The sequence below is a fragment of the Microbacterium gallinarum genome (genome assembly GCF_014837165.1).
GTDB lineage: Bacteria > Actinomycetota > Actinomycetes > Actinomycetales > Microbacteriaceae > Microbacterium > Microbacterium gallinarum.
The window spans coordinates 330,218-351,518 of record NZ_JACSPM010000003.1; the positions used below are offsets into that span (position 1 = coordinate 330,218).

Sequence of the window (21,301 nt, forward strand, 5' to 3'; positions counted from 1 at the left end):
CGCCGGCGAATATCACCCCCGAAGTGGGACCGCCCTTCCGGCAGGATGAGGGCACCGGGTCGTCGCCGCGCCCCGGCTCCACTTGAGAGAGGCGTCGTCATGGCCACTGCTTCGACCACTCCGGCACGTTCGGTGGCGGTGCTCGGCACGCTGATCCTCGTCGCCGCGGTCGCGAACCTGCCGCTGGCGGTGGCGAACGTCGCCCTTCCCGACATCGGCATCGCCTTCGACGCATCCCAGACACAGCTCAACCTCGTCGCCATCGGATACTCCCTGGGCCTCGCCGCGTCGGTGCTGTGGCTGGGAGCGGTCGGCGATCGCCACGGCCGCCGGATGATGCTTCTGCTCGGCGTGCTCCTCTCGCTGCCGGCCGGAATAGTCGCGGCCTTCGCGCCCACCATCGAGGTGCTCATCGCCGCTCGTGTCGTGGGCGGAATCGCGGCGGGCATGGCGTATCCCACGACGCTCGCGCTCATCACCGCACTGTGGTCGGGCGCGGCGCGCACCCGCGCCATCGCCCTGTGGTCGGCCACCGGCGGGGCGATCTCGGCGCTCGGCCCGCTCATCTCCGGCCTGCTCCTGGAGACGTTCGCGTGGGGGTCGGTGTTCCTCGTGACGATCCCGCTGATCGTGGTCGCCGTGCCGCTGGTGCTCAGGTTCATCCCGGCGCATGTGAACGAGGCGACCGAACCGGTCGACAACCTCGGCGGCCTGCTGTCGGCGGTACTCGTCGGCGCGCTGATCGTCGCGATCAACTTCGCGACCGTGCCCGATTCGACCGTGCTGGTGCTGAGCATGACCGGGCTCGCGCTCGTGACGCTCGTCGGGTTCCTCTGGCGGCAGCGCCGCGCGGCGAACCCGCTGTACGACCTCGACGTCGCGAAGCGCCCGATCTTCTGGGTCGCCGCGGTGGCCGGGATCATCGTGTTCGGCTCCCTGATGGGGGCGATGTTCATCGGACAGCAGTTCCTGCAGAACGTCCTGGGCTACACCACGATCGAGGCGGGCGCCGCCATCCTCCCCGCAGCCCTCTTCATGGTGATCCTCGCCCCGCGCTCAGCGAAGCTGGTCGAGAGCCACGGCGCTCGGTTCACGATGCTCCTCGGCTATGTGCCGGTGCTGCTCGGCTTCCTCACGATGCTGCTGCTGTGGCGCGAGGGTGCGAGCTACTGGGGCGTCGCGCTCGGCTACGCGTTCATCGGCGCCGGCGTGGGGCTGGCGGGCACGCCGGCGTCGCGCTCGCTGACGGGTGCCGTGCCGGTGCGGCGTGCGGGCATGGCATCCGGCACCGCCGACCTGCAGCGCGACCTCGGCGGCGCCATCATGCAGTCGATCTTCGGCGCCCTGCTCACGGCGGGGTACGCGGCGTCGATGCTGTCGCAGATCGGGAGCTCGGCGGATGCCTCGCAGATCACCTCCAGCCAGCAGACCACGCTGACGAAGTCGTTCGCGAGCGCGGAGGCGGCGGCGAAGCAGAACCCGCAGTACGCCGACGCCATCACCCAGGCCGCCAAGGAGTCGTTCCTCCAGGGACAGGACTGGGCGTACCTCGCGGGGATCATCGCCGTGCTCATCGGCGCGGCGCTGGTGTTCTGGTTCTTCCCGAAGGCCGCGCGCGAGCGCGAGCTGCTCGCGCAGTACCACGCCGAGGACTCGGCATCCACCCGCTGATAGCGTGACGAGGTGACCACGCCGCACCGCCTGCTCCTCGTCAACGGTCCCAACCTCAACCTGCTCGGAACGCGCGAGCCCGGCATCTACGGCTCGTCCACGCTCGCCGATGTCGAGGCGCTGGCGACGGCGACGGCGGCGGCCCGCGGCTTCGAACTGCGTGCGGTGCAGAGCAACCACGAGGGGGTGCTCCTCGATGCCATCCACGACGCGCGGCGCGACTGCGCCGGCATCGTCATCAACCCGGGCGGACTCACGCACACGTCGGTCGTGCTCCGCGATGCGCTGGCCGGCGTCGCGCTGCCCGTCGCCGAGGTGCACATCTCCGACGTGAAAGCGCGCGAGCAGTTCCGCCATCACTCCTACGTGGCGGACATCGCGATCGTGCACGTCGTCGGCGAAGGAGTGCAGGGCTACGCCACCGCCATCGATCGCCTGATCGCCGTCATCACCGGGCAGGCGGACGGATGATCGGATGCCGCGTCGAGGGGTCTCTCCGCGGCATCCCGTAGAATGCACTGTCGGCCGCGATCGGCCATTTCCCCTCACGAACGGAAACCACCACCCCCATGGCATCCACCGCAGACATCAAGAACGGCGTCGTCCTGAACATCGACGGTCAGCTCTGGAGCGTCGTGGAGTTCCAGCACGTCAAGCCCGGCAAGGGTGGCGCGTTCGTCCGCACGAAGCTCAAGAACGTCATGTCCGGCAAGGTCGTCGACAGGACCTTCAACGCCGGTGCCAAGGTCGAGCTCGAGAACGTCGACCGCCGCGACTTCACGTACCTGTACAACGACGGCGACGGCTTCGTCTTCATGGACGTCGCCGACTACGACCAGATCACGGTCAACGCGGCCACCGTGGGCGACGCCGCGAACTTCCTGCTCGAGAACCAGCAGGTGCAGATCGCGCTGAACAACGGCAACCCGCTCTACATCGAGCTGCCCGCATCGGTGGTGCTCGAGATCACCTACACCGAGCCGGGCCTGCAGGGCGACCGCTCGTCGGCCGGCACGAAGCCCGCCACGGTCCAGACCGGCTACGAGATCCAGGTGCCGCTGTTCCTCGAGACCGGCACCAAGGTCAAGGTCGACACACGCACCGGGGACTACCTCGGCCGCGTCAACTGACCGTTGAGCGCCCGCAGCAAGGCGCGCAAGCGCGCCCTCGACATCCTCTTCCAGGCTGACGTCCGCGGCGACGAGCTCCCGTCGACGCTCGCCGCCGAGGCGAAGCGCGCCGCGAACGAGCCGGCGCGCGAGGCCTCCTGGCTGTACGCGCGCGAGATCGTCGACGGCGTGATCGACAACCGCGACGCGATCGACGAGCAGATCACCACATTCGCGAAGGACTGGTCGCTCGCCCGCATGCCCGCGGTCGACCGCGCCGTGCTGCGCATCGGCGTGTGGGAGATCCTCTACAACGACGAGGTGCCGGCGGCCGTCGCGATCGACGAGGCGGTGGAACTCGCCAAGGAGTTCTCCACCGACGACTCGGGCTCATTCGTCCACGGAGTGCTGGGGCGCATCGCGCGCTCCTCCTGATCCTCGGCGATGCACCGCGCCCTGCGGGTGCGGTGCATCGCCTTTTGCACGGCGGGGGCGCCCTGGCGCGCCAGGACCCCTCTCATAGACTTGTCGAGGAAGGAGCGAGAATGCGCATCACGGGCCTCGGCCACGCCGGAATGTTCATCGAGACGGCAGGGGGGAGCATCCTCTGCGACCCGGTCATCGGCCCCACCTTCTTCGGATCGTGGTTCCCGTTCCCCGACAACCGCGGGCTCGACTGGGCCACGTACGGCAAGGCCGACTTCCTCTACATCTCGCACCGGCACCGCGACCACTTCGACCCCGCGCTCATGCAGCGCCACGTGCCGAAGGACATCAGGGTTCTCCTTCCGGAGTACCCGACGGACGACCTCGAGCAGGATCTCCGCAAGCTCGGCTACGACAACATCATCTACACGCAGGCCGGGGTCCCCCTCGAGTTCGGTCCGCTGAAGGTCATGGTCACGCCGTTGCGCGCGCCCAGCGACGGCCCCATCGGCGACTCGTCGCTCTCGGTCGACGACGGCACCGCCAGCATCCTGAACCAGAACGACTCGCACCCGCTCGATCTCGAGAAGCTCATGTCGTTCTCGAAGCCCGAGGCGTACTTCACCCAGGTCTCGGGTGCGATCTGGTGGCCGATGGTCTACGACCTGCCCCAGGATGCGAAGCAGAACTTCGCCAAGCTCAAGCGCGACGCGCAGAACAAGCGCGCGATGTACTACATCGAGAAGGTGGACGCCGAGCACGTCTTCCCCATGGCCGGTCCGCCGATGTTCCTCCGCGAGGAGCTGTTCAGGTACAACGGCACAGGACTGAACGGCGACGCCATCTTCACCGACCAGCGCGAGTTCCTCGCCCACATGGCCGAGCTGCGCCCCGAGCAGAAGGGCTACGAGTTCGTGCCCGGGACGGTCGTGGAGCTGAACGCCGGCGAGATCAGCGTGACGCAGACGCTCTACACGCAGGCCGAGATCGACCGCATCTTCGACGACAAGTGGGCCTACCTGGCGGAGCAGCGCGACTCCCGGCAGGAGGAGATCCGCGCCGAAGAGGCCTCGCGCGCCGCGGTGCTGCCACCCGACGAGATGCTCGCCGCGATCAAGGAGTGGTGGGAGCCTCTGCTGCGCCGTGCCCGCACGATCCGCAACGGCGTCGGAGGCATGGTGCGCTTCCGCATCGGCGAGCTCGACATGGTCGTCGACTTCCCCAAGGCCAAGGTCCGCGAGTACGCGGGGGAGGAGTGCATCTACTGGTACACGATCCCCGCCGACCTGGTCTCGACGAACATCGCCGACCACGAGATCGACTGGTCGAACTCGATCTTCCTGTCGATGCAGTTCGAGGTCGGTCGCAGCGGCAAGTTCAACGAGTTCCTGACGACGTTCCTCAAGTGCCTCTCGCGCGACCGCATCGAGTACGTCGAGAACTGGTACGCCGAGCAGACCGACCAGACCGAGGACGCCCAGCTGGGCGAGTGGATGGTGCAGCGCCGCTGCCCGCACCTTCGGGCAGACCTCACCAAGACCGGCAAGATCGAGGACGGCGTGCTCACCTGCTCGCTGCACGACTGGAAGTGGGACCTCGCGAGCGGCAAGTGCCTCACGAGCCAGGGGCATCCGATCCGCGCGGGCAAGGTGGACGACGACGCGAAGAGCGACGCTGCGGCGCCGGCCGCCTGACCTTCCGCAGCGGCCGGCATTTGTAGCTCTCGTACAACGCCTGCGGGCTCCACCCCCGGCGCGGCTGTGCGGGGTGCGCCAATCTGTGCGGCGACGTATCACCGCGCGTCCGTTCGGATCCTGATCACCGTGCCTGCAAGCGCGGGCGCTCAGAATCCGAAGGAGTCCCGCCATGACCACCGTTCCCTTCCACGGCGCCACCGGCGTCGTCGGCTCCGCGTCCACCGGTCGTCCGAACCGGATCCGCAGCCTGTTCGCAGCGGAAGCCCGCGCCGAGGCCGCGCTCAAGGTGTCGCTGCAGCGCTGGAGCATCCCCGCGCTGCGCGTGGCCGTCGGCCTGGTCTTCGCCGTGTTCGGCGCCCTCAAGCTCTTCCCGGGTGTCAGCCCGGTCGAGGCCCTGGTCAGCCAGACCTGGGAGAAGCTCACCTTCGGGCTCGTCACCGGGCAGGTCGCGCTGATCGCGACCGCGGTCATCGAGGTCACCGCCGGAGCGCTCCTCATCGCCGGCGGGGCGTTCGCCCGCATCGGCCTGGTGGTGCTCGCCCTCGCCTTCGTCGGGATCCTGTCGCCCATCGTGCTGCTGCCCGCCGAGGTGTTCGGTCCTGCCGGCCCGACCCTGACCGGTCAGTACATCTTCAAGAACATCGTGCTGATCGCCGCCGCCCTCGTCGTCGCCTCGCGGGTGCTCCGCGGTCCGGCCGCGCGGCGCTGACGCTCATCCGACGGCGAAGGCCGATCCCGGCTCGGGATCGGCCTTCGCCGTGTCGTAGACTGGGGCTCGATCACCAGCAACCTTTAAGCCCGTCCTGTGAGGCGGAGAAGGGAGCGGCGGATGAGCACGCGCACCGTGCTGCACCAGGCCGACATCACCCGGGCCCTGACTCGGATCTCGCACGAGATCCTCGAGTCGAACCGGGGCCCCGAGAATCTGATCCTTCTGGGCATCCCTACTCGAGGAGTCACCCTCGCCCGCCGCATCGGCGCGCTCGTGGAGCAGTTCGGCGGCGCGCCCGTGGCCGTCGGCGCGCTCGACGTGACGATGTACCGCGACGACCTGCACCGCAACCCCACGCGGACGCCGCAGCCGACGTCGATCCCGCCGGGCGGCATCGACGGCAAGGTCGTCGTGCTCGTCGACGACGTGCTGTTCTCCGGTCGCAGCATCCGCGCCGCCCTCGACGCGCTGCAGGACATCGGGCGGCCGACGGCGGTGCGCCTCGCGACGCTCGTCGACCGCGGGCACCGCGAGCTGCCGATCCGGCCCGATTTCGTGGGGAAGAACCTCCCCAGCTCCCGCGACGAGCGCGTGAACGTACGGCTCGAGGAGACCGACGGTCGCGAGGAGGTGACGATCGAGTCATGAGGCACCTGCTTGACACCAAGACCCTGTCGCGTGCGGCCGCGCTGCGCATCCTGGACGTCGCCGAGGACATGGCCGACACCCAGCAGCGCGAGGTCAAGAAGCTGCCGACGCTGCGCGGCAAGACGGTCGTGAACCTGTTCTTCGAGGATTCGACGCGCACGCGCATCTCTTTCGAGGCGGCCGCGAAGCGGCTGAGCGCCGACGTCATCAACTTCTCCGCCAAAGGCTCCAGCGTCTCGAAGGGGGAGTCGCTGCAGGACACCGCCCAGACCCTCCAGGCGATGGGCGCCGACGCGGTCGTCATCCGTCACGGCGCCTCGGGCGCGCCGCGCACCCTCGCGACGAGCGGCTGGATCACCGCCGGCGTCGTGAACGCCGGGGACGGCACCCACGAGCACCCCACACAGGCCCTGCTCGACGCGTTCACGATCCGCAAGCGCCGGTTCGGCCCCGACAGCCGCGGGCGCGACCTCGCCGGTGTCTCGGTGACGATCGTCGGCGACATCCTCCACTCCCGCGTGGCCCGTTCGAACGTCTGGCTGCTCACCACGCTCGGTGCGGACGTGACCCTCGTCGCGCCGCCGACGCTGATCCCGCAGGATGTCTCTGCGTGGCCGGCGCGGGTGGTCTACGACCTCGATGAGGCGATCGCGGGCGGGCCCGACGCGCTCATGATGCTGCGTATCCAGCTGGAGCGCATGAATGCCGCGTATTTCCCCACTGAACGGGAGTATTCCCGCCGTTGGGGTCTGGACGCCCGGCGTCTGGAGGCGCTCGGTGCAGATAGCATTGTCATGCACCCCGGTCCGATGAACCGGGGACTGGAGATCTCCGCAGAGGCCGCGGACTCGCCCCGCTCAACGGTGCTCGAGCAGGTGACGAACGGCGTCTCGGTGCGCATGGCCGCGCTCTACCTGCTGCTGGCAGGGGCGGAGAGCGGCGATGATCCCCGAGCGGGCGCAGAGAAGGAGAACCCACGATGAGCCTGCCTCGATCCGCCGCGAACGGCGATTCCCCTACCGAGACCCTCCTCTTCCGCGGCGCCCTCGTCGAAGGCTCGACCGCCGCCGACATCCTCGTCGCCGACGGCACGATCGTCGAGATCGGCACGGGGGTGAGCCGTGCCGGAGCGACCGTGGTCGACGTCGACGGCCTCGTGCTGCTTCCGGGCCTGGTCGACCTGCACACGCACCTCCGCGAGCCCGGGTACGAGGCATCCGAGACGATCCTCACCGGCTCCCGCGCGGCCGCGGCCGGCGGCTACACCGCCGTGTTCGCGATGCCCAACACCTCGCCCGTCGCCGACACCGCGGGCGTCGTCGAGCAGGAGCTCGCCCTCGGCGAGGCGGCCGGCTTCGTCACCGTTCAGCCCATCGGTGCGGTCACCGTCGGCCAGAAGGGCGAGCGACTCGCCGAGCTCGGCGCGATGGCCGACTCCCGCGCGCAGGTGCGTGTCTTCAGCGACGACGGCTTCTGCGTGTGGGATCCGCTCATCATGCGCCGCGCCCTCGAGTACGTGAAGGCCTTCGACGGCGTCATCGCGCAGCACGCGCAGGACCCGCGCCTGACCGAGGGCGCCCAGATGAACGAGGGCGCCGTGTCGGCCGAGCTCGGTCTCGCGGGCTGGCCCGCCGTCGCCGAGGAGTCGATCATCGCCCGCGACGTGCTCCTCGCCGAGCACGTCGGGTCGCGGCTGCACGTCTGCCACCTCTCGACCGCCGGCTCGGTCGAGATCATCCGCTGGGCCAAGAAGCGCGGCGTCGACGTCACGGCCGAGGTGACCCCCCACCACCTCCTGCTGACCGACGAGCTCGTGCGCGACTACGACGCGCGGTTCAAAGTCAACCCGCCGCTGCGACGCGAGGAGGACGTGCTCGCGGTGCGCGAGGGCCTCGCCGACGGCACGATCGACATCGTCGCGACCGACCACGCGCCGCACCCCGCTGAAGCGAAGGCGTGCGAGTGGCACGCGGCGGCGAATGGAATGGTCGGCCTCGAGAGCGCCGTGCGGGTCGTGCACCAGGCGATGGTCGACACCGGCTTGCTCACGTGGGGCGACGTCGCCCGTGTGATGTCGCGCGAGCCCGCGCGCATCGGGCGGCTCCGCAATCACGGCACGCCGCTGACCGAGGGGCAGCCCGCATCGCTGACCTTCTACCACGCCGCGCCGGTGCGCACGTTCTCGACCTCCGACCTGCGCGGCCGCAGCGTCAACTCGCCGTACCTCGGCCGCGAGCTTCCCGGCGAGGTGCGCTGGACCCTCCACGCCGGCACCCCGACCGTCGTCGACGGCGTCGTCCTCGACGCCCCGGGGGCGCGCGCATGAGCCAGCAGACCGCCATCCTGATCATGGTGGGCGCGGCGCTCCTGGTGCTCGCCCTCGGAACGTGGGCGTGGCTGCGGCGCGGCAAGCGCGACGGCGGTCTGCAGGCCCCGGTGGGCGAGATCCCCGCGGGCGTGACGACGCGGTCGGTGCATCCTGCCCTGTATGTCGCGACGACCCGCCACGACGAGCCGCTCGAGCGCCTCGCGATCCGCGGCCTCACGTACCGGTCCCGTGCCGACCTCACCGTCACCGACGGCGGTGTCGCACTCGATCTCACCGGTCAGCCGCGCGTCTTCATCGACGCGGACCGCATCGCAGGCGCCGGTCAGGCGACGGTGGCCATCGATCGGGTCGTCGAGCGCGACGGCCTCCTGCGCCTGTCGTGGCGCCTCGACGACGGCACCGTCGTCGACTCCTATCTCCGCCCGCAGGACGCCTCGGCCCGCGCCGTGGCCGACGGCATCTCGGCGATCCACACCCCCACGCAGACGGGAACCGACGCATGACCTCCCTCTTCCAGTCCGACCCCGCGGTGCTCGTCCTCGAGGACGGCACGCGCCACGTCGGCCGCGCCTACGGCGCCCTGGGCACGACCCTGGGCGAAGTCGTCTTCGCGACCGGCATGACCGGCTATCAGGAGACCCTCACCGACCCGTCCTACGCCGGTCAGATCGTGCTGCAGACCGCGCCCCACATCGGCAACACCGGCATGAACGACGAAGACCCCGAGTCCCGGCGCATCTGGGTCTCGGGCTACATCGTGCGCGACCCCTCGCGCGTGGTCTCCAACTGGCGCGCCGACGGATCGCTCGACGACGCCCTGGTGAACGACGGCGTGGTGGGCATCAGCGGCATCGACACGCGCGCGGTGACCCGCCACATCCGGGCGGCGGGCAGCATGCGCGGCGGGATCTTCTCGGGGGATGCCGCGTCCCTCGACGCCGAGCGCCAGCTCGAGATCGTCCGCGAGGCGCCGCAGATGGCCGGGCAGAACCTGTCCGCGCAGGTGTCGGTGGATGCCGCGCAGGTGACCACCGCGACGGGGGAGCGCATCGGCAATCTCGCGGTGCTCGACCTCGGGGTGAAGCAGGCCACGATCGACAACCTCGCCGCCCGCGGGTTCGACGTGCACGTGCTTCCGCAGGACGTCACGATCGACGGCATCCGCGCCATCGACCCGGTGGCCGTGTTCTACTCCAACGGACCGGGCGACCCGGCGGCGTCGGGCGACCACGTCGAGCTGCTGCGAGGGGTGCTCGACGACGGCCTCCCGTTCTTCGGCATCTGCTTCGGCAATCAGCTGCTGGGCCGCGCGCTCGGCCTCGGCACCTTCAAGCTCCCCTTCGGCCACCGGGGCATCAACCAGCCGGTGCTCGACAAGGCCACGGGCCGCGTCGAGATCACCGCCCACAACCACGGTTTCGCCGTCGACGCGCCGATCGAGGGCGCGTTCGACAGCCCCCACGGCTACGGACGCATCGAGGTCAGCCACGTCGGGCTGAACGACAACGTCGTCGAGGGCCTCCGTGCTCTCGACATCCCGGCCTTCTCAGTGCAGTACCACCCCGAGGCCGCGGCCGGCCCGCACGACGCCAACTACCTGTTCGACCGCTTCCGTGACCTCGTCGTCGCGACCCTGGAGACCAAGAAGAATGCCTAAGCGCGACGACATCAACTCCGTCCTCGTCATCGGATCCGGCCCGATCGTCATCGGCCAGGCGTGCGAGTTCGACTACTCGGGCACGCAGGCCTGCCGGGTGCTGCGCGACGAGGGCGTGCGCGTCATCCTCGTCAACTCCAACCCGGCCACGATCATGACCGACCCCGACTTCGCGGACGCGACCTATATCGAGCCCATCAACTGGCGCGTGATCGAGACGATCATCGCGAAGGAGAGGCCCGACGCGATCCTGCCGACGCTCGGCGGCCAGACGGCGCTCAACGCCGCGATCGACCTGCACAAGAACGGCATCCTCGGGAAGTACGACGTCGAGCTCATCGGCGCCGACTTCGAGGCGATCAACAAGGGCGAGGATCGCCAGATCTTCAAGGAGCTGGTCATCGCGGCCGGCGCCGATGTCGCGGCGTCCGTCATCTGCCACACGATGGACGAGCTGCTGGCCGGCGCCGAGAAGCTCGGCTACCCGCTCGTCGTGCGCCCGTCGTTCACGATGGGCGGCCTCGGATCGGGCTTCGCGTACGACGAGGCCGACCTCCGCCGCATCGGCGGCGCCGGCCTCCACGACTCGCCGACCAACGAGGTGCTGCTGGAGGAGTCGATCCTCGGGTGGAAGGAGTACGAGCTCGAGCTCATGCGCGACACGGCCGACAACACGGTCGTCGTGTGCTCGATCGAGAACGTCGATCCGGTCGGTGTGCACACGGGCGACTCCATCACGGTGGCGCCGGCGCTCACCCTCACCGACCGCGAGTACCAGAAGCTGCGCGACATCGGCATCGACATCATCCGCGCCGTGGGCGTCGACACCGGCGGCTGCAACATCCAGTTCGCCGTCGACCCCGAAACGGGTCGCATCATCGTCATCGAGATGAACCCGCGCGTCTCACGCTCGTCGGCTCTCGCCTCGAAGGCGACCGGCTTCCCGATCGCGAAGATCGCCGCGAAGCTCGCGATCGGCTACCGTCTCGACGAGATCCCGAACGACATCACCAAGGTCACGCCGGCGAGCTTCGAGCCGACGCTCGACTACGTCGTGGTGAAGGTGCCGCGCTTCAACTTCGAGAAGTTCCCGGCGGCCGACACGACCCTCACGACGACCATGAAGTCGGTCGGCGAGGCCATGGCGATCGGCCGGAACTACGCCACAGCCCTGCAGAAGGCGCTCCGCTCGCTCGAGAAGCGGGGGTCGAGCTTCCACTGGGGCGACGAGTCACGCACGGTCGAGGAGCTGCTCGAGATCGCGAAGACCCCGACCGACGGCCGCATCGTCGTGCTGCAGCAGGCGCTGCGCAAGGGTGCGACCGTCGAGCAGGCCTTCGAGGCGACGAAGATCGATCCCTGGTTCCTCGACCAGATCGTCCTCATCAACGAGGTCGCCGAGTTCGTCCGGACGGCGGAGGAGCTGGATGCCGCCACTCTGCGTGTCGCGAAGGAGCACGGCTTCAGCGACGCCCAGGTCGCGGAGCTGCGCGGTGACAGCGAGGTGGCGGTGCGCGGCATCCGTCACGCTCTCGACCTCCGCCCGGTCTACAAGACGGTCGACACCTGCGCGGGGGAGTTCCCCGCGCTGACGCCCTACCACTACTCGAGCTACGACTACGAGACCGAGGTCACGCCCTCGGAGCGGACCAAGGTCGTCATCATCGGCTCCGGCCCGAACCGCATCGGGCAGGGGGTCGAGTTCGACTACTCGTGCGTCCACGCCTCGTTCGCCCTCTCCGGCGCCGGCTTCGAGACGGTGATGGTCAACTGCAACCCCGAGACCGTGTCGACGGACTACGACACCTCCGACCGTCTGTACTTCGAGCCGCTGACGCTCGAGGACGTGCTCGAGGTCCTGCACGCAGAGGCCCGGTCGGGGAAGATCCTGGGCGTCATCTGCCAGCTCGGCGGCCAGACGCCGCTGGGCCTCGCGAAGGGCATCGAGGAGGCCGGCTACACCATCCTCGGCACGAAGCCCGCGGCGATCGACCTGGCCGAGGAGCGCGAGCTCTTCTCGCGCCTGCTCGACGACGCCGGACTCGTGGCGCCGCGCAACGGCACCGCGACCGACGTCGACGGCGCGGTGCGGGTGGCCGAGGAGATCGGCTACCCGGTGCTCGTGCGTCCGAGCTTCGTGCTCGGCGGCCGCGGCATGGAGATCGTCTACTCCACCGAGGCGCTGCGCGACTACTTCGTGCGCATCGCCGACGCGGCGATCATCGGCCCCGGGCTTCCGCTGCTGGTCGACCGCTTCCTCGACGACGCGATCGAGATCGACGTCGACGCGCTGTTCGACGGCGAGGAGCTCTACATCGGAGGCGTCATGGAGCACCTCGAGGAGGCCGGCATCCACTCCGGAGACTCGAGCTGCACGCTGCCGCCCGTCAGCCTCGGCCGCTCCGACATCGACCGCGTCCGTACCGCCACCCGTGCGATCGCGGAAGGCGTCGGCGTGCGCGGCCTGCTCAACGTGCAGTTCGCGATCTCGGCGGGCGTTCTCTACGTCATCGAGGCGAACCCCCGAGCCAGCCGCACGGTGCCGTTCGTGTCGAAGGCGCTCGGCATCCCGCTCGCGAAGGCCGCGTCGCGCATCATGGCGGGAGCGACGATCGGCGAGCTGAAGGCCGAGGGTCTGCTTCCCGTGCAGGACGGCTCGCGCGTGCCGCTCGACGCCCCCGTCGCCGTGAAGGAGGCCGTGCTGCCCTTCAAGCGCTTCCGCACGGCCGATGGCCAGACGGTCGACTCGGTGCTCGGCCCGGAGATGCGCTCCACCGGCGAGGTCATGGGAATCGACCGCGACTTCCCGACGGCGTTCGCCAAGTCGCAGGAGGCCGCGTACGGCGGCATGCCGCTCGAGGGGACCGTCTTCATCTCGGTCGCCGACAGCGACAAGCGCGCCGTCATCCTGCCCGCGCACCGCCTGCAGGAGCTCGGCTTCGACCTGGTCGCGACCGAGGGCACCGCCGAGATCCTCTCGCGCAACGGGATCAAGGTGCGCGTCGTCGGCAAGTTCTCCGAGACGCAGGAGACCGGCGCCACCAACATCGTCGACCTCATCAACGCCGGTGAGATCGACATGGTCGTGAACACCCCGAGCGGCGGCAGCGCCCGCGCCGACGGCTACGAGATCCGCGCCGCGGCCGTGGCCGGCGACAAGGCGCTGTTCACGACGATGGCGGTGCTCGGCGCCGCGGTGAGCGCCCTGCCGGTGCTGCGCGAGGGCTTCGACGTGAAGAGCCTGCAGGAGTACGCCGTGGAGCGGGCGGTGCGCGCGTGACCGCGTTCGGCACGCGGCTGCGCGCCGCGCTCGACGCCCACGGTCCGCTGTGCGTGGGCATCGATCCGCACGTTCACCTGCTCGACGAATGGGGAATGGATGCCTCGGCCGCCGGCGTGCGCGAGTTCGGCCTCCGCGTGGTCGAGGCCGCGGCGGGCCGCGCGGGAGTGGTCAAGCCGCAGGTCGCGTTCTTCGAGCGCTTCGGCTCGGCCGGGTTCGCCGCGCTCGAAGACGTGCTGTCGGCCGCGCGCGACGCCGGCCTGGTGGTGATCGCCGACGCCAAGCGGGGCGACATCGGAACGACCATGGACGGCTACGCCGCCGCGTGGCTCACCGCCGGCTCGCCGCTCGAGGCCGATGCGGTGACGCTCAGCCCGTATCTCGGCGCGGACTCGCTGCGCGCCACGCTGACGACCGCCGTCCGTCATGACAAGGGCGCCTTCGTGCTCGCCGCGACGAGCAACCCTGAGGCCTTCGCGCTGCAGAGCGCGCAGGTCGTCGACGTCGCCGCGGGCGACGGGCAGACCGTGGCGGAGCGCGTCGCGCGCGACATCGCCTGGGTGAACGGATCGGCGGCGTTCGCGGGCGGGCTCGGACCGGTCGGCCTCGTCGTCGGGGCGACCGTCGACCGTGCCGCGGTCGGGCTCTCCGACGAGGCGCTCCGGGGCGCCCCGATCCTGGCGCCGGGCTTCGGCGCGCAGGGCGCCTCCCCTGAGGATCTTCCCGCGCTGTTCGGCGCCGCCGCCTCCCACGTGGTGGCGTCCGAGAGCCGCAGCATCCTGTCGGTGGGGCCTGCCGCCATCGCGGCCCGCATCGAGGAACGTGCCGAGCTCTACCGGGAGGCCCTCCGTGGCTGACGTGCGCACCACCCCTCCCGAGGTCGACCGGGTGGCGGCATCCCGCCGCGCCGTGGCCGCCCGGCGGGAGCGGGCATCGCTCAAGAAGGACGTCGCGATGCGCGTCATCACGCCGCAGGAACTGCTGCGGCGTGCGCTGGCCGAGCCGGAGTCACCGGCAGGCGCCATGCGCGTGACGGAGTTCCTCACGTCGATCCCCGCCATCGGCGAGGGCAAGCGCGACCGGATCCTCAAGGACCTCGAGATCTCGCCGGTCAAGCGACTCGGCGGCCTGGGCGCTCGTCAGCGGGAAGCGCTGCGCCGCTTCCTCGATGAGCGCTGGCCCGAGCTCGCGCCGCGCGGCGGCCGCAGCAGGCTCGTCGTTCTCGCCGGGCCGACCGCGGTGGGCAAGGGCACGGTGGCCGCCTACATCAAGCAGCACCACCCCGAGATCCACCTGTCCGTCTCGGCGACGACGCGGGCACCGCGCCCGGGCGAGGTAGACGGCGAGCACTACTACTTCGTCGACGACGCCGAGTTCGACCGGATGATCGCGGAGGGGGAGCTGCTCGAATACGCCACCGTGCACAATGCGCACCGCTACGGCACCCCGCGCACCCCGATCGAGCGCGTGCTCGCCGAAGGTCGCACGGCACTGCTCGAGATCGACCTGCAGGGTGCCCGGCAGGTGCGGGCGGCCGAGCCTTCGGCCACTCTGGTCTTCCTCCTGCCGCCGAGCTGGAACGAGCTCGTCGATCGCCTGGTGGGCCGGGGCACCGAGGATGCCGAGGAGCGCGCCCGCCGGCTGCGCACGGCCAGGACGGAACTGGCCTCGCAGGGCGAGTTCGACTTCCGCGTCGTGAACGACGACGTCGCCCGTGCGGCGGGCGAGGTGGCACGCCTTGCGCGCTGAGCGGCGCCGCTGACGTAGAATGGTGGGATGCCTCGGTTCGTCCGGGGCCCGCAGACCTTCCCACCGTCATCCGATCCAGGAGGATTCCCATGGCCGGAACGAATCAGGGCATCATCGAGCCCCCCATCGACAGCCTTCTCGAGAAGGTCGACTCGAAGTACCAGCTCGTGATCTTCGCGTCGAAGCGCGCGCGTCAGATCAACGACTACTACTCCGACCTCCACGAGGGCAACCTCTTCGACAACGTCGGCCCGCTCGTCGACTCGACCGTCGAGGACAAGCCGCTCACCATCGCGATGCACGAGATCCACGAGGACAAGCTCCGCCTTCGTCCCGTCGAGTAAAGAGCCCGCGATCTCCTGATGCCCCCGGGGCGGCACTGTCCGCCTTCGGGGGCATACTGGTGCCGGCACATTTCCGATCTGGAGCATCGATGACCGAGCTGCGTCTGTTCACGTCCGAATCCGTCACGGAGGGGCACCCCGACAAGATCTGCGACCAGATCTCCGACAGCATCCTCGACGCGATCCTCGCCGCCGATCCCAGAGGCCGCGTCGCCGTCGAGACCCTCGTCACCACCGGTCTCGTCCACGTCGCAGGCGAGGTGTCGACGTCCGCGTATGTCGAGATCCCCGCGATCGTCCGCTCCGTCGTCAACGGCATCGGCTACACCTCCAGCGACACGGGCTTCGACGGCGATTCGTGCGGCGTGAGCGTCTCGATCGGCGCGCAGTCCTCCGACATCGCCGCGGGCGTCGACAAGGCCTTCGAGCGCCGGGAAGACGGCTCCGAAGACCCGCACGACCTGCAGGGCGCGGGCGACCAGGGCATCATGTTCGGCTACGCCACGACCGAGACCCCGCAGCTCATGCCCATGGCGGCATGGACCGCGCACCGCATCGCCGAGCGGCTCTCCGAGGTGCGCCGGTCGGGCGAACTGCCGTTCCTGCGCCCAGACGGCAAGACGCAGGTGACGCTCGGCTACGACGGCCAGGTCCCGCGCACCATCGACTCCGTCGTGCTCTCGACGCAGCACCAGCCCGACATCTCGCAGAAGGCGCTTCGCGCGGCGGTGCGGGCCGAGGTGATCGACCCGGTCCTCGAGGCCACGGGTCTCGAGCTGCCCGACGTGAAGTACTACATCAACCCCGCGGGCCCGTTCGTGACCGGCGGCCCCAAGGGCGATGCCGGGCTCACTGGCCGCAAGATCATCATCGACACCTACGGCGGCGCGGCCCGCCACGGCGGCGGCGCGTTCAGCGGCAAAGACCCGTCGAAGGTCGATCGCTCCGCCGCGTACGCGATGCGCTGGGTCGCCAAGAACGCCGTCGCCGCCGGGCTGGCCGACCGCCTCGAGGTGCAGGTGGCGTACGCGATCGGCAAGGCCAAGCCCGTCGGGCTCTACGTCGAGTCGTTCGGCACGGGCCGCGTGTCCGACGAGGCGATCACCCGCGCGATCCTCGACGTCTTCGACCTGCGCCCGAAGGCGATCATCGATCAGCTCGATCTGCTGCGTCCCATCTACGCCAAGACCGCCGCGTACGGGCACTTCGGCCGCGAGCTGCCCGAGTTCACCTGGGAGCGCACGGACCGCGCCGACGACCTGCGCGCCGCCGCCGGGCTGTGATGCCCGGCGCCCCGCGGTGGGGGCGCGAGGAGCGCCGGTCCGCCCGCGGAGGTCGGGAATGACGGCGCGGAGGGTCGCCCGGGTTCTGCTGGACTCTCCGCTGCCGCAGCTCGATCGGCTCTTCGACTACTCGATCCCCGACCACCTCGCCGACGAGGCCGTGCCGGGCGTGCGCGTGAAGGCGCCGCTGCGTTCGGCCGGCCGCATGGTCGAGGGCTATCTGGTCGAGGTGGGCGACCCCGACGCATCCGCTCGCCCGCTCTCCGACCTCGAGGCGGTGGTGTCGCCCGTCCCCGTGCTCACCCCCGGACTGTACGCGCACGCGCGGCGCTGCGCGGACCGCGCGGCGGGATCCGCGAGCGACATCCTGCGCCTGGCGATCCCGAAGCGCATGGTCCGTGCCGAGAAGGCCTGGCTTGCCGCCGACCCGCCCGCAGAGCCCGAGATCGAACCGGGGGCGCGGGACTGGGCCGACGCGGAGCTCGCCGCATACCCGGGTCTCGCCGAGGCGCTCGACGCGTCGGAGCGGCTGGCGCTCGACGCGCCGCCCCAGCCCGCGACCTCGGCGGACGGATCGGCCGTGGGCGCATGGGCGACGCTGCTCGTCGCGGCCGCCGTCCGCACGCTCGCCGGCGGGCGCAGCGCGGTCCTGGTCGTCCCCGATCACCGCGATCGTGCGCAGCTCGAGGCGGCCCTGGCCGGCCGCGTGCCCGCCGAGGCCGTCGTGCGCGATGACGCGAAGCAGAGTTCGCCGCTGCGGTACGCCGCGTACCTGCGCACCCTCGCTGATGCCCCGTGCATCGTCATCGGCAATCGCTCCGCCGTGTACGCCCCGGTGCACGCGCTCGGGCTGGTCGCGCTGTGGGATGACGGCGACCCGCTCCTGTCGGAGCCGCTGAGTCCCGGTGTCCACGCGCGTGATGCCGCTCTGCTGCGCCACGAACTCGACGGCGGCGCCCTCGTCTTCGCGGGCCACACCCGGACGACCGACGTCGAGCGGCTCGTCGCCGTGGGGTGGCTCCGCGACCTCCCGGCCGCGCGGCGTCTGAGCCCGAGGGTCGTGCTGAGCGCGACGCGCGAGGGGGAGTCGCGCGGCTCGCGAGTGCCGTCGGCGGCGTTCGCGGCGGCGCGCGAGGCGCTCGGCCAGGGGCCGGTGCTCGTGCAGGTCGCCCGGCCGGGCTATGCGCCCGTGCTCGTGTGCGCGGACTGCCGGCATCCCGCCCGCTGCACCCACTGCGGCGGCCCGCTCCACGCGGCCCGGCAGGGAGCCGTGCCGACGTGCAGCTGGTGCGGTCGTGCCGCCGGCGGCTGGGCCTGCCCGGACTGCTCGTCCACGCGCGTGCGCATGGCCTCGTCCGGCAGCGAGCGCACCGCCGACGAACTCGGACGCGCGTTCCCCGGCGTGCGCGTCATCGTCGCCGACGGCGAGCATCCCGTGACGCACGTCGACTCCCGGCCCGCCCTCGTGGTCGCCACGCGCGGCGCGGAACCCCTCGCCGCGGGCGGGTATCGCGCCATCGTCCTCCTCGACGGCGATCGGATGCTGCTCGCCGACGACCTGCGGATCGGCGAGTCGTGCCTGCGCTGGTGGTCGAACGCCGCGGCTCTGGCCGCACCCGGCGCGCCGGTGCACCTGGTCGGGGTGGCCGGACCCGTCGCCCGCGCCCTCGCGACCTGGACGCAGTCGGCATACGCCCGCATGGAGCTCGCGGATCGCAAACCGCTGCGGATGCCGCCGACGGTGCGTGTCGCAGCCGTCGACGGCGACCGGCTCGCCGTCGACGCGGCGCTGGCCGACCTGCGGAGCGCCGTGCCGGAGCTCGACGGTGAGGCCGTGCTCGGTCCGCTGCCGCGCGATGAGGGCGTGCGCGCGCTGGTGCGGTTCGACTATGCGCTCGGCGGTCGAGTGACCGAGAGCCTGCGGGCATCGGTGGTGAGCGCGGCGATCAAAGCCCGGCGTCCGGCGAAGCGCACGACCGGGCAGGCGGCGGACGCCCAGGCGGCACGTGCCGCGGCCGCCCGCAATAGACTCAAAGTTCGGGTCGACGTGCCCGATCTCGACCTGTGAGGAATCCCATGCGACTCGTCTTCGCCGGAACGCCCGAGCCGGCGGTGCCCGCGCTGCGGCGGCTCGCGGCATCCGATCACGACATCGCAGCGGTCATCACGCGTCGCGACGCTCCGCTCGGACGCAAGCGGGTGCTCACCCCCTCCCCGGTCGCCGCCGCGGCCGAAGAGCTCGGCCTCCACCCGATCCGCGCCGACCGTCTCGATGCCGAGGTCACCGAGCGCATCACGGCGCTACGGCCCGATCTCGGCGTGATCGTCGCGTACGGCGGTCTCGTCCGCGAGCCGCTGCTGTCGACGCCCGTCCACGGCTGGATCAATCTGCACTTCTCGCTGCTCCCGCGCTGGCGCGGCGCGTCGCCGGTGCAGCACGCGCTGATCGCCGGCGATGCCCGCACCGGCGCCAGCGTGTTCCAGCTCGTCCCCGAACTCGACGCCGGCGACGTGTTCGCCGAGCGCCCGCATCCGATCGCCGAGGGCGCGACGTCCGGTGACCTGCTCGCTGCCCTGGCGGAGAGCGGGGCGGATCTCCTCGCCGAGGTCGTGGATGCGATCGCGGCCGGCACGGCCGTCGCGCGCCCGCAGGCGGGGGAGTCGACGTATGCGCCGAAGCTCGGCGATGCCGACGGCGCCGTGAGGTGGACCGATCCGGCCGACGCCGTGCTCGGCCGCATCCGAGGGGTGACGCCCGAACCGGGCGCGCACACCACGGTCGACGCCGCGCGTCTCAAGATTCACGCCGCACGCCCCGCGGGAGCCGACGCGCCGTCGCTCGGCCCCGGGCGCATCGCGCTCCACGACAAGGCGGTGCTGGTCGGCACGGGAACCTCGCCGATCGTGCTCGAGACGGTGCAACCCGCGGGCAAGGGGGCGATGCGCGCGGTCGACTGGTGGCGCGGACTGCGCACGAGTGACCCGGTGGCGTCGTGAGCCGCGTCGCCGGTGCACGGCTGGTCGCGTACGACACCATCCGCGCCGTGCACGAGTCCGATGCGTACGCCAACCTCCTCCTGCCCACGTCGATCGGCCGCGCCGGGCTCTCCTCGGCGGACGCCGCGCTGGCGACCGAGCTGACCTACGGCACGCTGCGACGGCAAGGCACGTACGACGCGGTCATCGCGGTCGCCTCGGATCGCGGCATCGCCGAGATCCACCCCGGTGTGCTCGACGCGCTGCGCCTGGGGGTTCACCAGCTGCTGTCGACGCGCGTCGCCTCGCACGCCGCGGTCAACGAGTCGGTCGAGCTTGCTCGCACGGCGGGCGGTCGCGGCGCGGCCGGTTTCGCCAACGCGGTGCTGCGTCGCGTGTCGCGAGACACGCCGGGGGACTGGATGACCCGCATCGCCGAGGGCGCGCGCTCCGATGACGAGAAGCTCGGGCTGCTGTTCTCGCACCCGGTCTGGGTGGTGCGCGCGCTGCGCCGGGCGCTGGCCGCGGAGGGACGCGCCGACGAGCTCGAAGCGCTGCTCACTGCCGACAACGCCGCGCCGCGCGTGACGATGATCGCACTGCCCGGACTCGCGGAGATCCCCGAAGACGCCCGCCGCACGCCGTTCTCGCCGTATGGCTTCCGCCTCGGCGGGGGAGACCCCGACGCGATCATCCGCTCGTCTGACGGCCGTGTCCGCGTGCAGGACGAAGGCTCGCAGCTCGCCGCGCTGGCGCTGAGCCGCGCCGAGCCGGTGCGCGAAGGGGAGCGGTGGCTCGACCTCTGCGCGGGCCCCGGCGGCAAGACCGCGCTGCTCGCCGCGGAGGCGCTCGCCCACGGGGCGCAGCTCGAGGCGAACGAGATCTCGCCGTCGCGCGCGGGACTCGTGCGCAACGCCCTCGCCGGCGTGCCGCTCGACGTGCCGGTGTCGGAGCAGGACGGCCGCGTCCGCGCCGAGGAGACGCCCAACACCTACGACCGCATCCTCGTCGACGCGCCGTGCACCGGGCTCGGCGCGCTCCGCCGCAGGCCCGAGGCGCGATGGCGCAAAGCACCGGGCGACGTTCCCGGGCTGAGCGAGCTGCAGCGCGAGCTGCTGGGCGCGGCCGTGGGCGCGCTCAAGCCGGGCGGCATCGTGGCCTACGTCACGTGCTCGCCGCACCTCGCCGAGACAGCAGGTGTCGTCGCCGAGATCCGGCGCGAGTGGGGTGCGGCGGTCGAGGAGCTGTCGGCGCGGGACGTGGTGACGGGCCTGTCTGACAGCGACCCCGGACTCGCACCGCAGGCCGACGGCTCCGGCCGCGCGCAACTGTGGCCGCACCGGCACAACACCGACGCGATGTCGATCTCGCTGCTGCGCCGCGTCTGAGCCCGGCCCGCCTGATGCCTTCCCCCGCCTGA

At 71.1% G+C, this 21,301-nt stretch carries 19 protein-coding genes; all 19 read left to right on the plus strand.

What is annotated here, in order from left to right:
• The first annotated feature begins 99 nt into the window (after nucleotides 1-99).
• Nucleotides 100-1,671: an MFS transporter gene (locus H9622_RS11090; RefSeq protein ID WP_191766444.1), complete on the plus strand. Its 1,572-nt coding sequence runs from the start codon at nucleotides 100-102 to the stop codon at nucleotides 1,669-1,671.
• A gap of 12 nt (nucleotides 1,672-1,683) precedes the next feature.
• Nucleotides 1,684-2,142, plus strand: a complete 459-nt coding sequence (gene aroQ, locus H9622_RS11095; RefSeq protein ID WP_191766445.1) for a type II 3-dehydroquinate dehydratase — start codon at nucleotides 1,684-1,686, stop codon at nucleotides 2,140-2,142.
• Between the two features lie 98 nt (nucleotides 2,143-2,240).
• Nucleotides 2,241-2,801: an elongation factor P gene (gene efp / locus H9622_RS11100; RefSeq protein WP_191766446.1), complete on the plus strand. Its 561-nt coding sequence runs from the start codon at nucleotides 2,241-2,243 to the stop codon at nucleotides 2,799-2,801.
• Between the two features lie 3 nt (nucleotides 2,802-2,804).
• Nucleotides 2,805-3,215 (plus strand): transcription antitermination factor NusB, encoded by a 411-nt coding sequence (gene nusB, locus H9622_RS11105; protein WP_191766447.1) that lies wholly within the window; start codon nucleotides 2,805-2,807, stop codon nucleotides 3,213-3,215.
• Nucleotides 3,216-3,325: 110 nt separating this feature from the next.
• Nucleotides 3,326-4,900, plus strand: coding sequence for a Rieske 2Fe-2S domain-containing protein (locus tag H9622_RS11110; RefSeq protein WP_191766448.1), 1,575 nt, complete (start codon nucleotides 3,326-3,328; stop codon nucleotides 4,898-4,900).
• A 172-nt stretch (nucleotides 4,901-5,072) separates the two neighbouring features.
• Nucleotides 5,073-5,612 (plus strand): DoxX family protein, encoded by a 540-nt coding sequence (locus H9622_RS11115; protein WP_191766449.1) that lies wholly within the window; start codon nucleotides 5,073-5,075, stop codon nucleotides 5,610-5,612.
• 120 nt (nucleotides 5,613-5,732) lie between these two features.
• The gene (gene pyrR, locus H9622_RS11120; RefSeq protein WP_191766450.1) at nucleotides 5,733-6,263 is read left to right on the plus strand and encodes a bifunctional pyr operon transcriptional regulator/uracil phosphoribosyltransferase PyrR; all 531 of its coding nucleotides are present in this window, start codon (nucleotides 5,733-5,735) and stop codon (nucleotides 6,261-6,263) included.
• On the plus strand, nucleotides 6,260-7,246 hold the full coding sequence (locus H9622_RS11125; RefSeq protein WP_191766451.1) for an aspartate carbamoyltransferase catalytic subunit: 987 nt from the start codon (nucleotides 6,260-6,262) through the stop codon (nucleotides 7,244-7,246). The genes pyrR and H9622_RS11125 overlap by 4 nt, the downstream gene beginning before the upstream one ends.
• Nucleotides 7,243-8,589, plus strand: coding sequence for a dihydroorotase (locus H9622_RS11130; RefSeq protein ID WP_191766452.1), 1,347 nt, complete (start codon nucleotides 7,243-7,245; stop codon nucleotides 8,587-8,589). The genes H9622_RS11125 and H9622_RS11130 overlap by 4 nt, the downstream gene beginning before the upstream one ends.
• A complete protein-coding gene (locus H9622_RS11135; RefSeq protein WP_191766453.1) occupies nucleotides 8,586-9,095 on the plus strand; it encodes a PH-like domain-containing protein in 510 nt (169 codons plus the stop codon). Before H9622_RS11130 ends, H9622_RS11135 begins: the two co-directional genes overlap by 4 nt.
• Nucleotides 9,092-10,249: a glutamine-hydrolyzing carbamoyl-phosphate synthase small subunit gene (gene carA / locus H9622_RS11140; protein ID WP_191766454.1), complete on the plus strand. Its 1,158-nt coding sequence runs from the start codon at nucleotides 9,092-9,094 to the stop codon at nucleotides 10,247-10,249. Before H9622_RS11135 ends, carA begins: the two co-directional genes overlap by 4 nt.
• Nucleotides 10,242-13,529, plus strand: coding sequence for a carbamoyl-phosphate synthase large subunit (carB, locus tag H9622_RS11145; protein WP_191766455.1), 3,288 nt, complete (start codon nucleotides 10,242-10,244; stop codon nucleotides 13,527-13,529). The genes carA and carB overlap by 8 nt, the downstream gene beginning before the upstream one ends.
• The gene (gene pyrF / locus H9622_RS11150; protein WP_191766456.1) at nucleotides 13,526-14,386 is read left to right on the plus strand and encodes an orotidine-5'-phosphate decarboxylase; all 861 of its coding nucleotides are present in this window, start codon (nucleotides 13,526-13,528) and stop codon (nucleotides 14,384-14,386) included. Before carB ends, pyrF begins: the two co-directional genes overlap by 4 nt.
• A complete protein-coding gene (gene gmk, locus H9622_RS11155; protein ID WP_191766457.1) occupies nucleotides 14,379-15,278 on the plus strand; it encodes a guanylate kinase in 900 nt (299 codons plus the stop codon). The genes pyrF and gmk overlap by 8 nt, the downstream gene beginning before the upstream one ends.
• Before the next feature lie 89 nt (nucleotides 15,279-15,367).
• Nucleotides 15,368-15,622, plus strand: coding sequence for a DNA-directed RNA polymerase subunit omega (gene rpoZ, locus H9622_RS11160; protein ID WP_191766458.1), 255 nt, complete (start codon nucleotides 15,368-15,370; stop codon nucleotides 15,620-15,622).
• A gap of 89 nt (nucleotides 15,623-15,711) precedes the next feature.
• Nucleotides 15,712-16,905 carry a methionine adenosyltransferase gene (gene metK / locus H9622_RS11165; protein WP_191766459.1) on the plus strand — a complete coding sequence of 398 codons (1,194 nt, stop codon included), beginning with the start codon at nucleotides 15,712-15,714 and terminating at the stop codon, nucleotides 16,903-16,905.
• Nucleotides 16,906-16,963: 58 nt separating this feature from the next.
• Nucleotides 16,964-18,973 carry a primosomal protein N' family DNA-binding protein gene (locus tag H9622_RS11170; RefSeq protein ID WP_191766460.1) on the plus strand — a complete coding sequence of 670 codons (2,010 nt, stop codon included), beginning with the start codon at nucleotides 16,964-16,966 and terminating at the stop codon, nucleotides 18,971-18,973.
• 8 nt (nucleotides 18,974-18,981) lie between these two features.
• Nucleotides 18,982-19,902 (plus strand): methionyl-tRNA formyltransferase, encoded by a 921-nt coding sequence (gene fmt, locus H9622_RS11175; RefSeq protein ID WP_191766461.1) that lies wholly within the window; start codon nucleotides 18,982-18,984, stop codon nucleotides 19,900-19,902.
• Nucleotides 19,899-21,269, plus strand: a complete 1,371-nt coding sequence (locus tag H9622_RS11180; protein ID WP_191766462.1) for an RsmB/NOP family class I SAM-dependent RNA methyltransferase — start codon at nucleotides 19,899-19,901, stop codon at nucleotides 21,267-21,269. Before fmt ends, H9622_RS11180 begins: the two co-directional genes overlap by 4 nt.
• The last annotated feature ends 32 nt before the right edge of the window (nucleotides 21,270-21,301 follow it).

Coding starts and splice junctions, on each gene's coding strand:
- H9622_RS11115 (WP_191766449.1), top strand. CDS start 5,073: ATGACCACCGTTCCCTTCCACGGCGCCACCGGCGTCGTCGGCTCCGCG.
- H9622_RS11130 (WP_191766452.1), top strand. CDS start 7,243: ATGAGCCTGCCTCGATCCGCCGCGAACGGCGATTCCCCTACCGAGACC.
- H9622_RS11170 (WP_191766460.1), top strand. CDS start 16,964: ATGACGGCGCGGAGGGTCGCCCGGGTTCTGCTGGACTCTCCGCTGCCG.
- H9622_RS11090 (WP_191766444.1), top strand. CDS start 100: ATGGCCACTGCTTCGACCACTCCGGCACGTTCGGTGGCGGTGCTCGGC.
- H9622_RS11135 (WP_191766453.1), top strand. CDS start 8,586: ATGAGCCAGCAGACCGCCATCCTGATCATGGTGGGCGCGGCGCTCCTG.
- H9622_RS11110 (WP_191766448.1), top strand. CDS start 3,326: ATGCGCATCACGGGCCTCGGCCACGCCGGAATGTTCATCGAGACGGCA.
- efp (WP_191766446.1), top strand. CDS start 2,241: ATGGCATCCACCGCAGACATCAAGAACGGCGTCGTCCTGAACATCGAC.
- carA (WP_191766454.1), top strand. CDS start 9,092: ATGACCTCCCTCTTCCAGTCCGACCCCGCGGTGCTCGTCCTCGAGGAC.
- H9622_RS11125 (WP_191766451.1), top strand. CDS start 6,260: ATGAGGCACCTGCTTGACACCAAGACCCTGTCGCGTGCGGCCGCGCTG.
- fmt (WP_191766461.1), top strand. CDS start 18,982: ATGCGACTCGTCTTCGCCGGAACGCCCGAGCCGGCGGTGCCCGCGCTG.
- metK (WP_191766459.1), top strand. CDS start 15,712: ATGACCGAGCTGCGTCTGTTCACGTCCGAATCCGTCACGGAGGGGCAC.
- pyrR (WP_191766450.1), top strand. CDS start 5,733: ATGAGCACGCGCACCGTGCTGCACCAGGCCGACATCACCCGGGCCCTG.
- carB (WP_191766455.1), top strand. CDS start 10,242: ATGCCTAAGCGCGACGACATCAACTCCGTCCTCGTCATCGGATCCGGC.
- rpoZ (WP_191766458.1), top strand. CDS start 15,368: ATGGCCGGAACGAATCAGGGCATCATCGAGCCCCCCATCGACAGCCTT.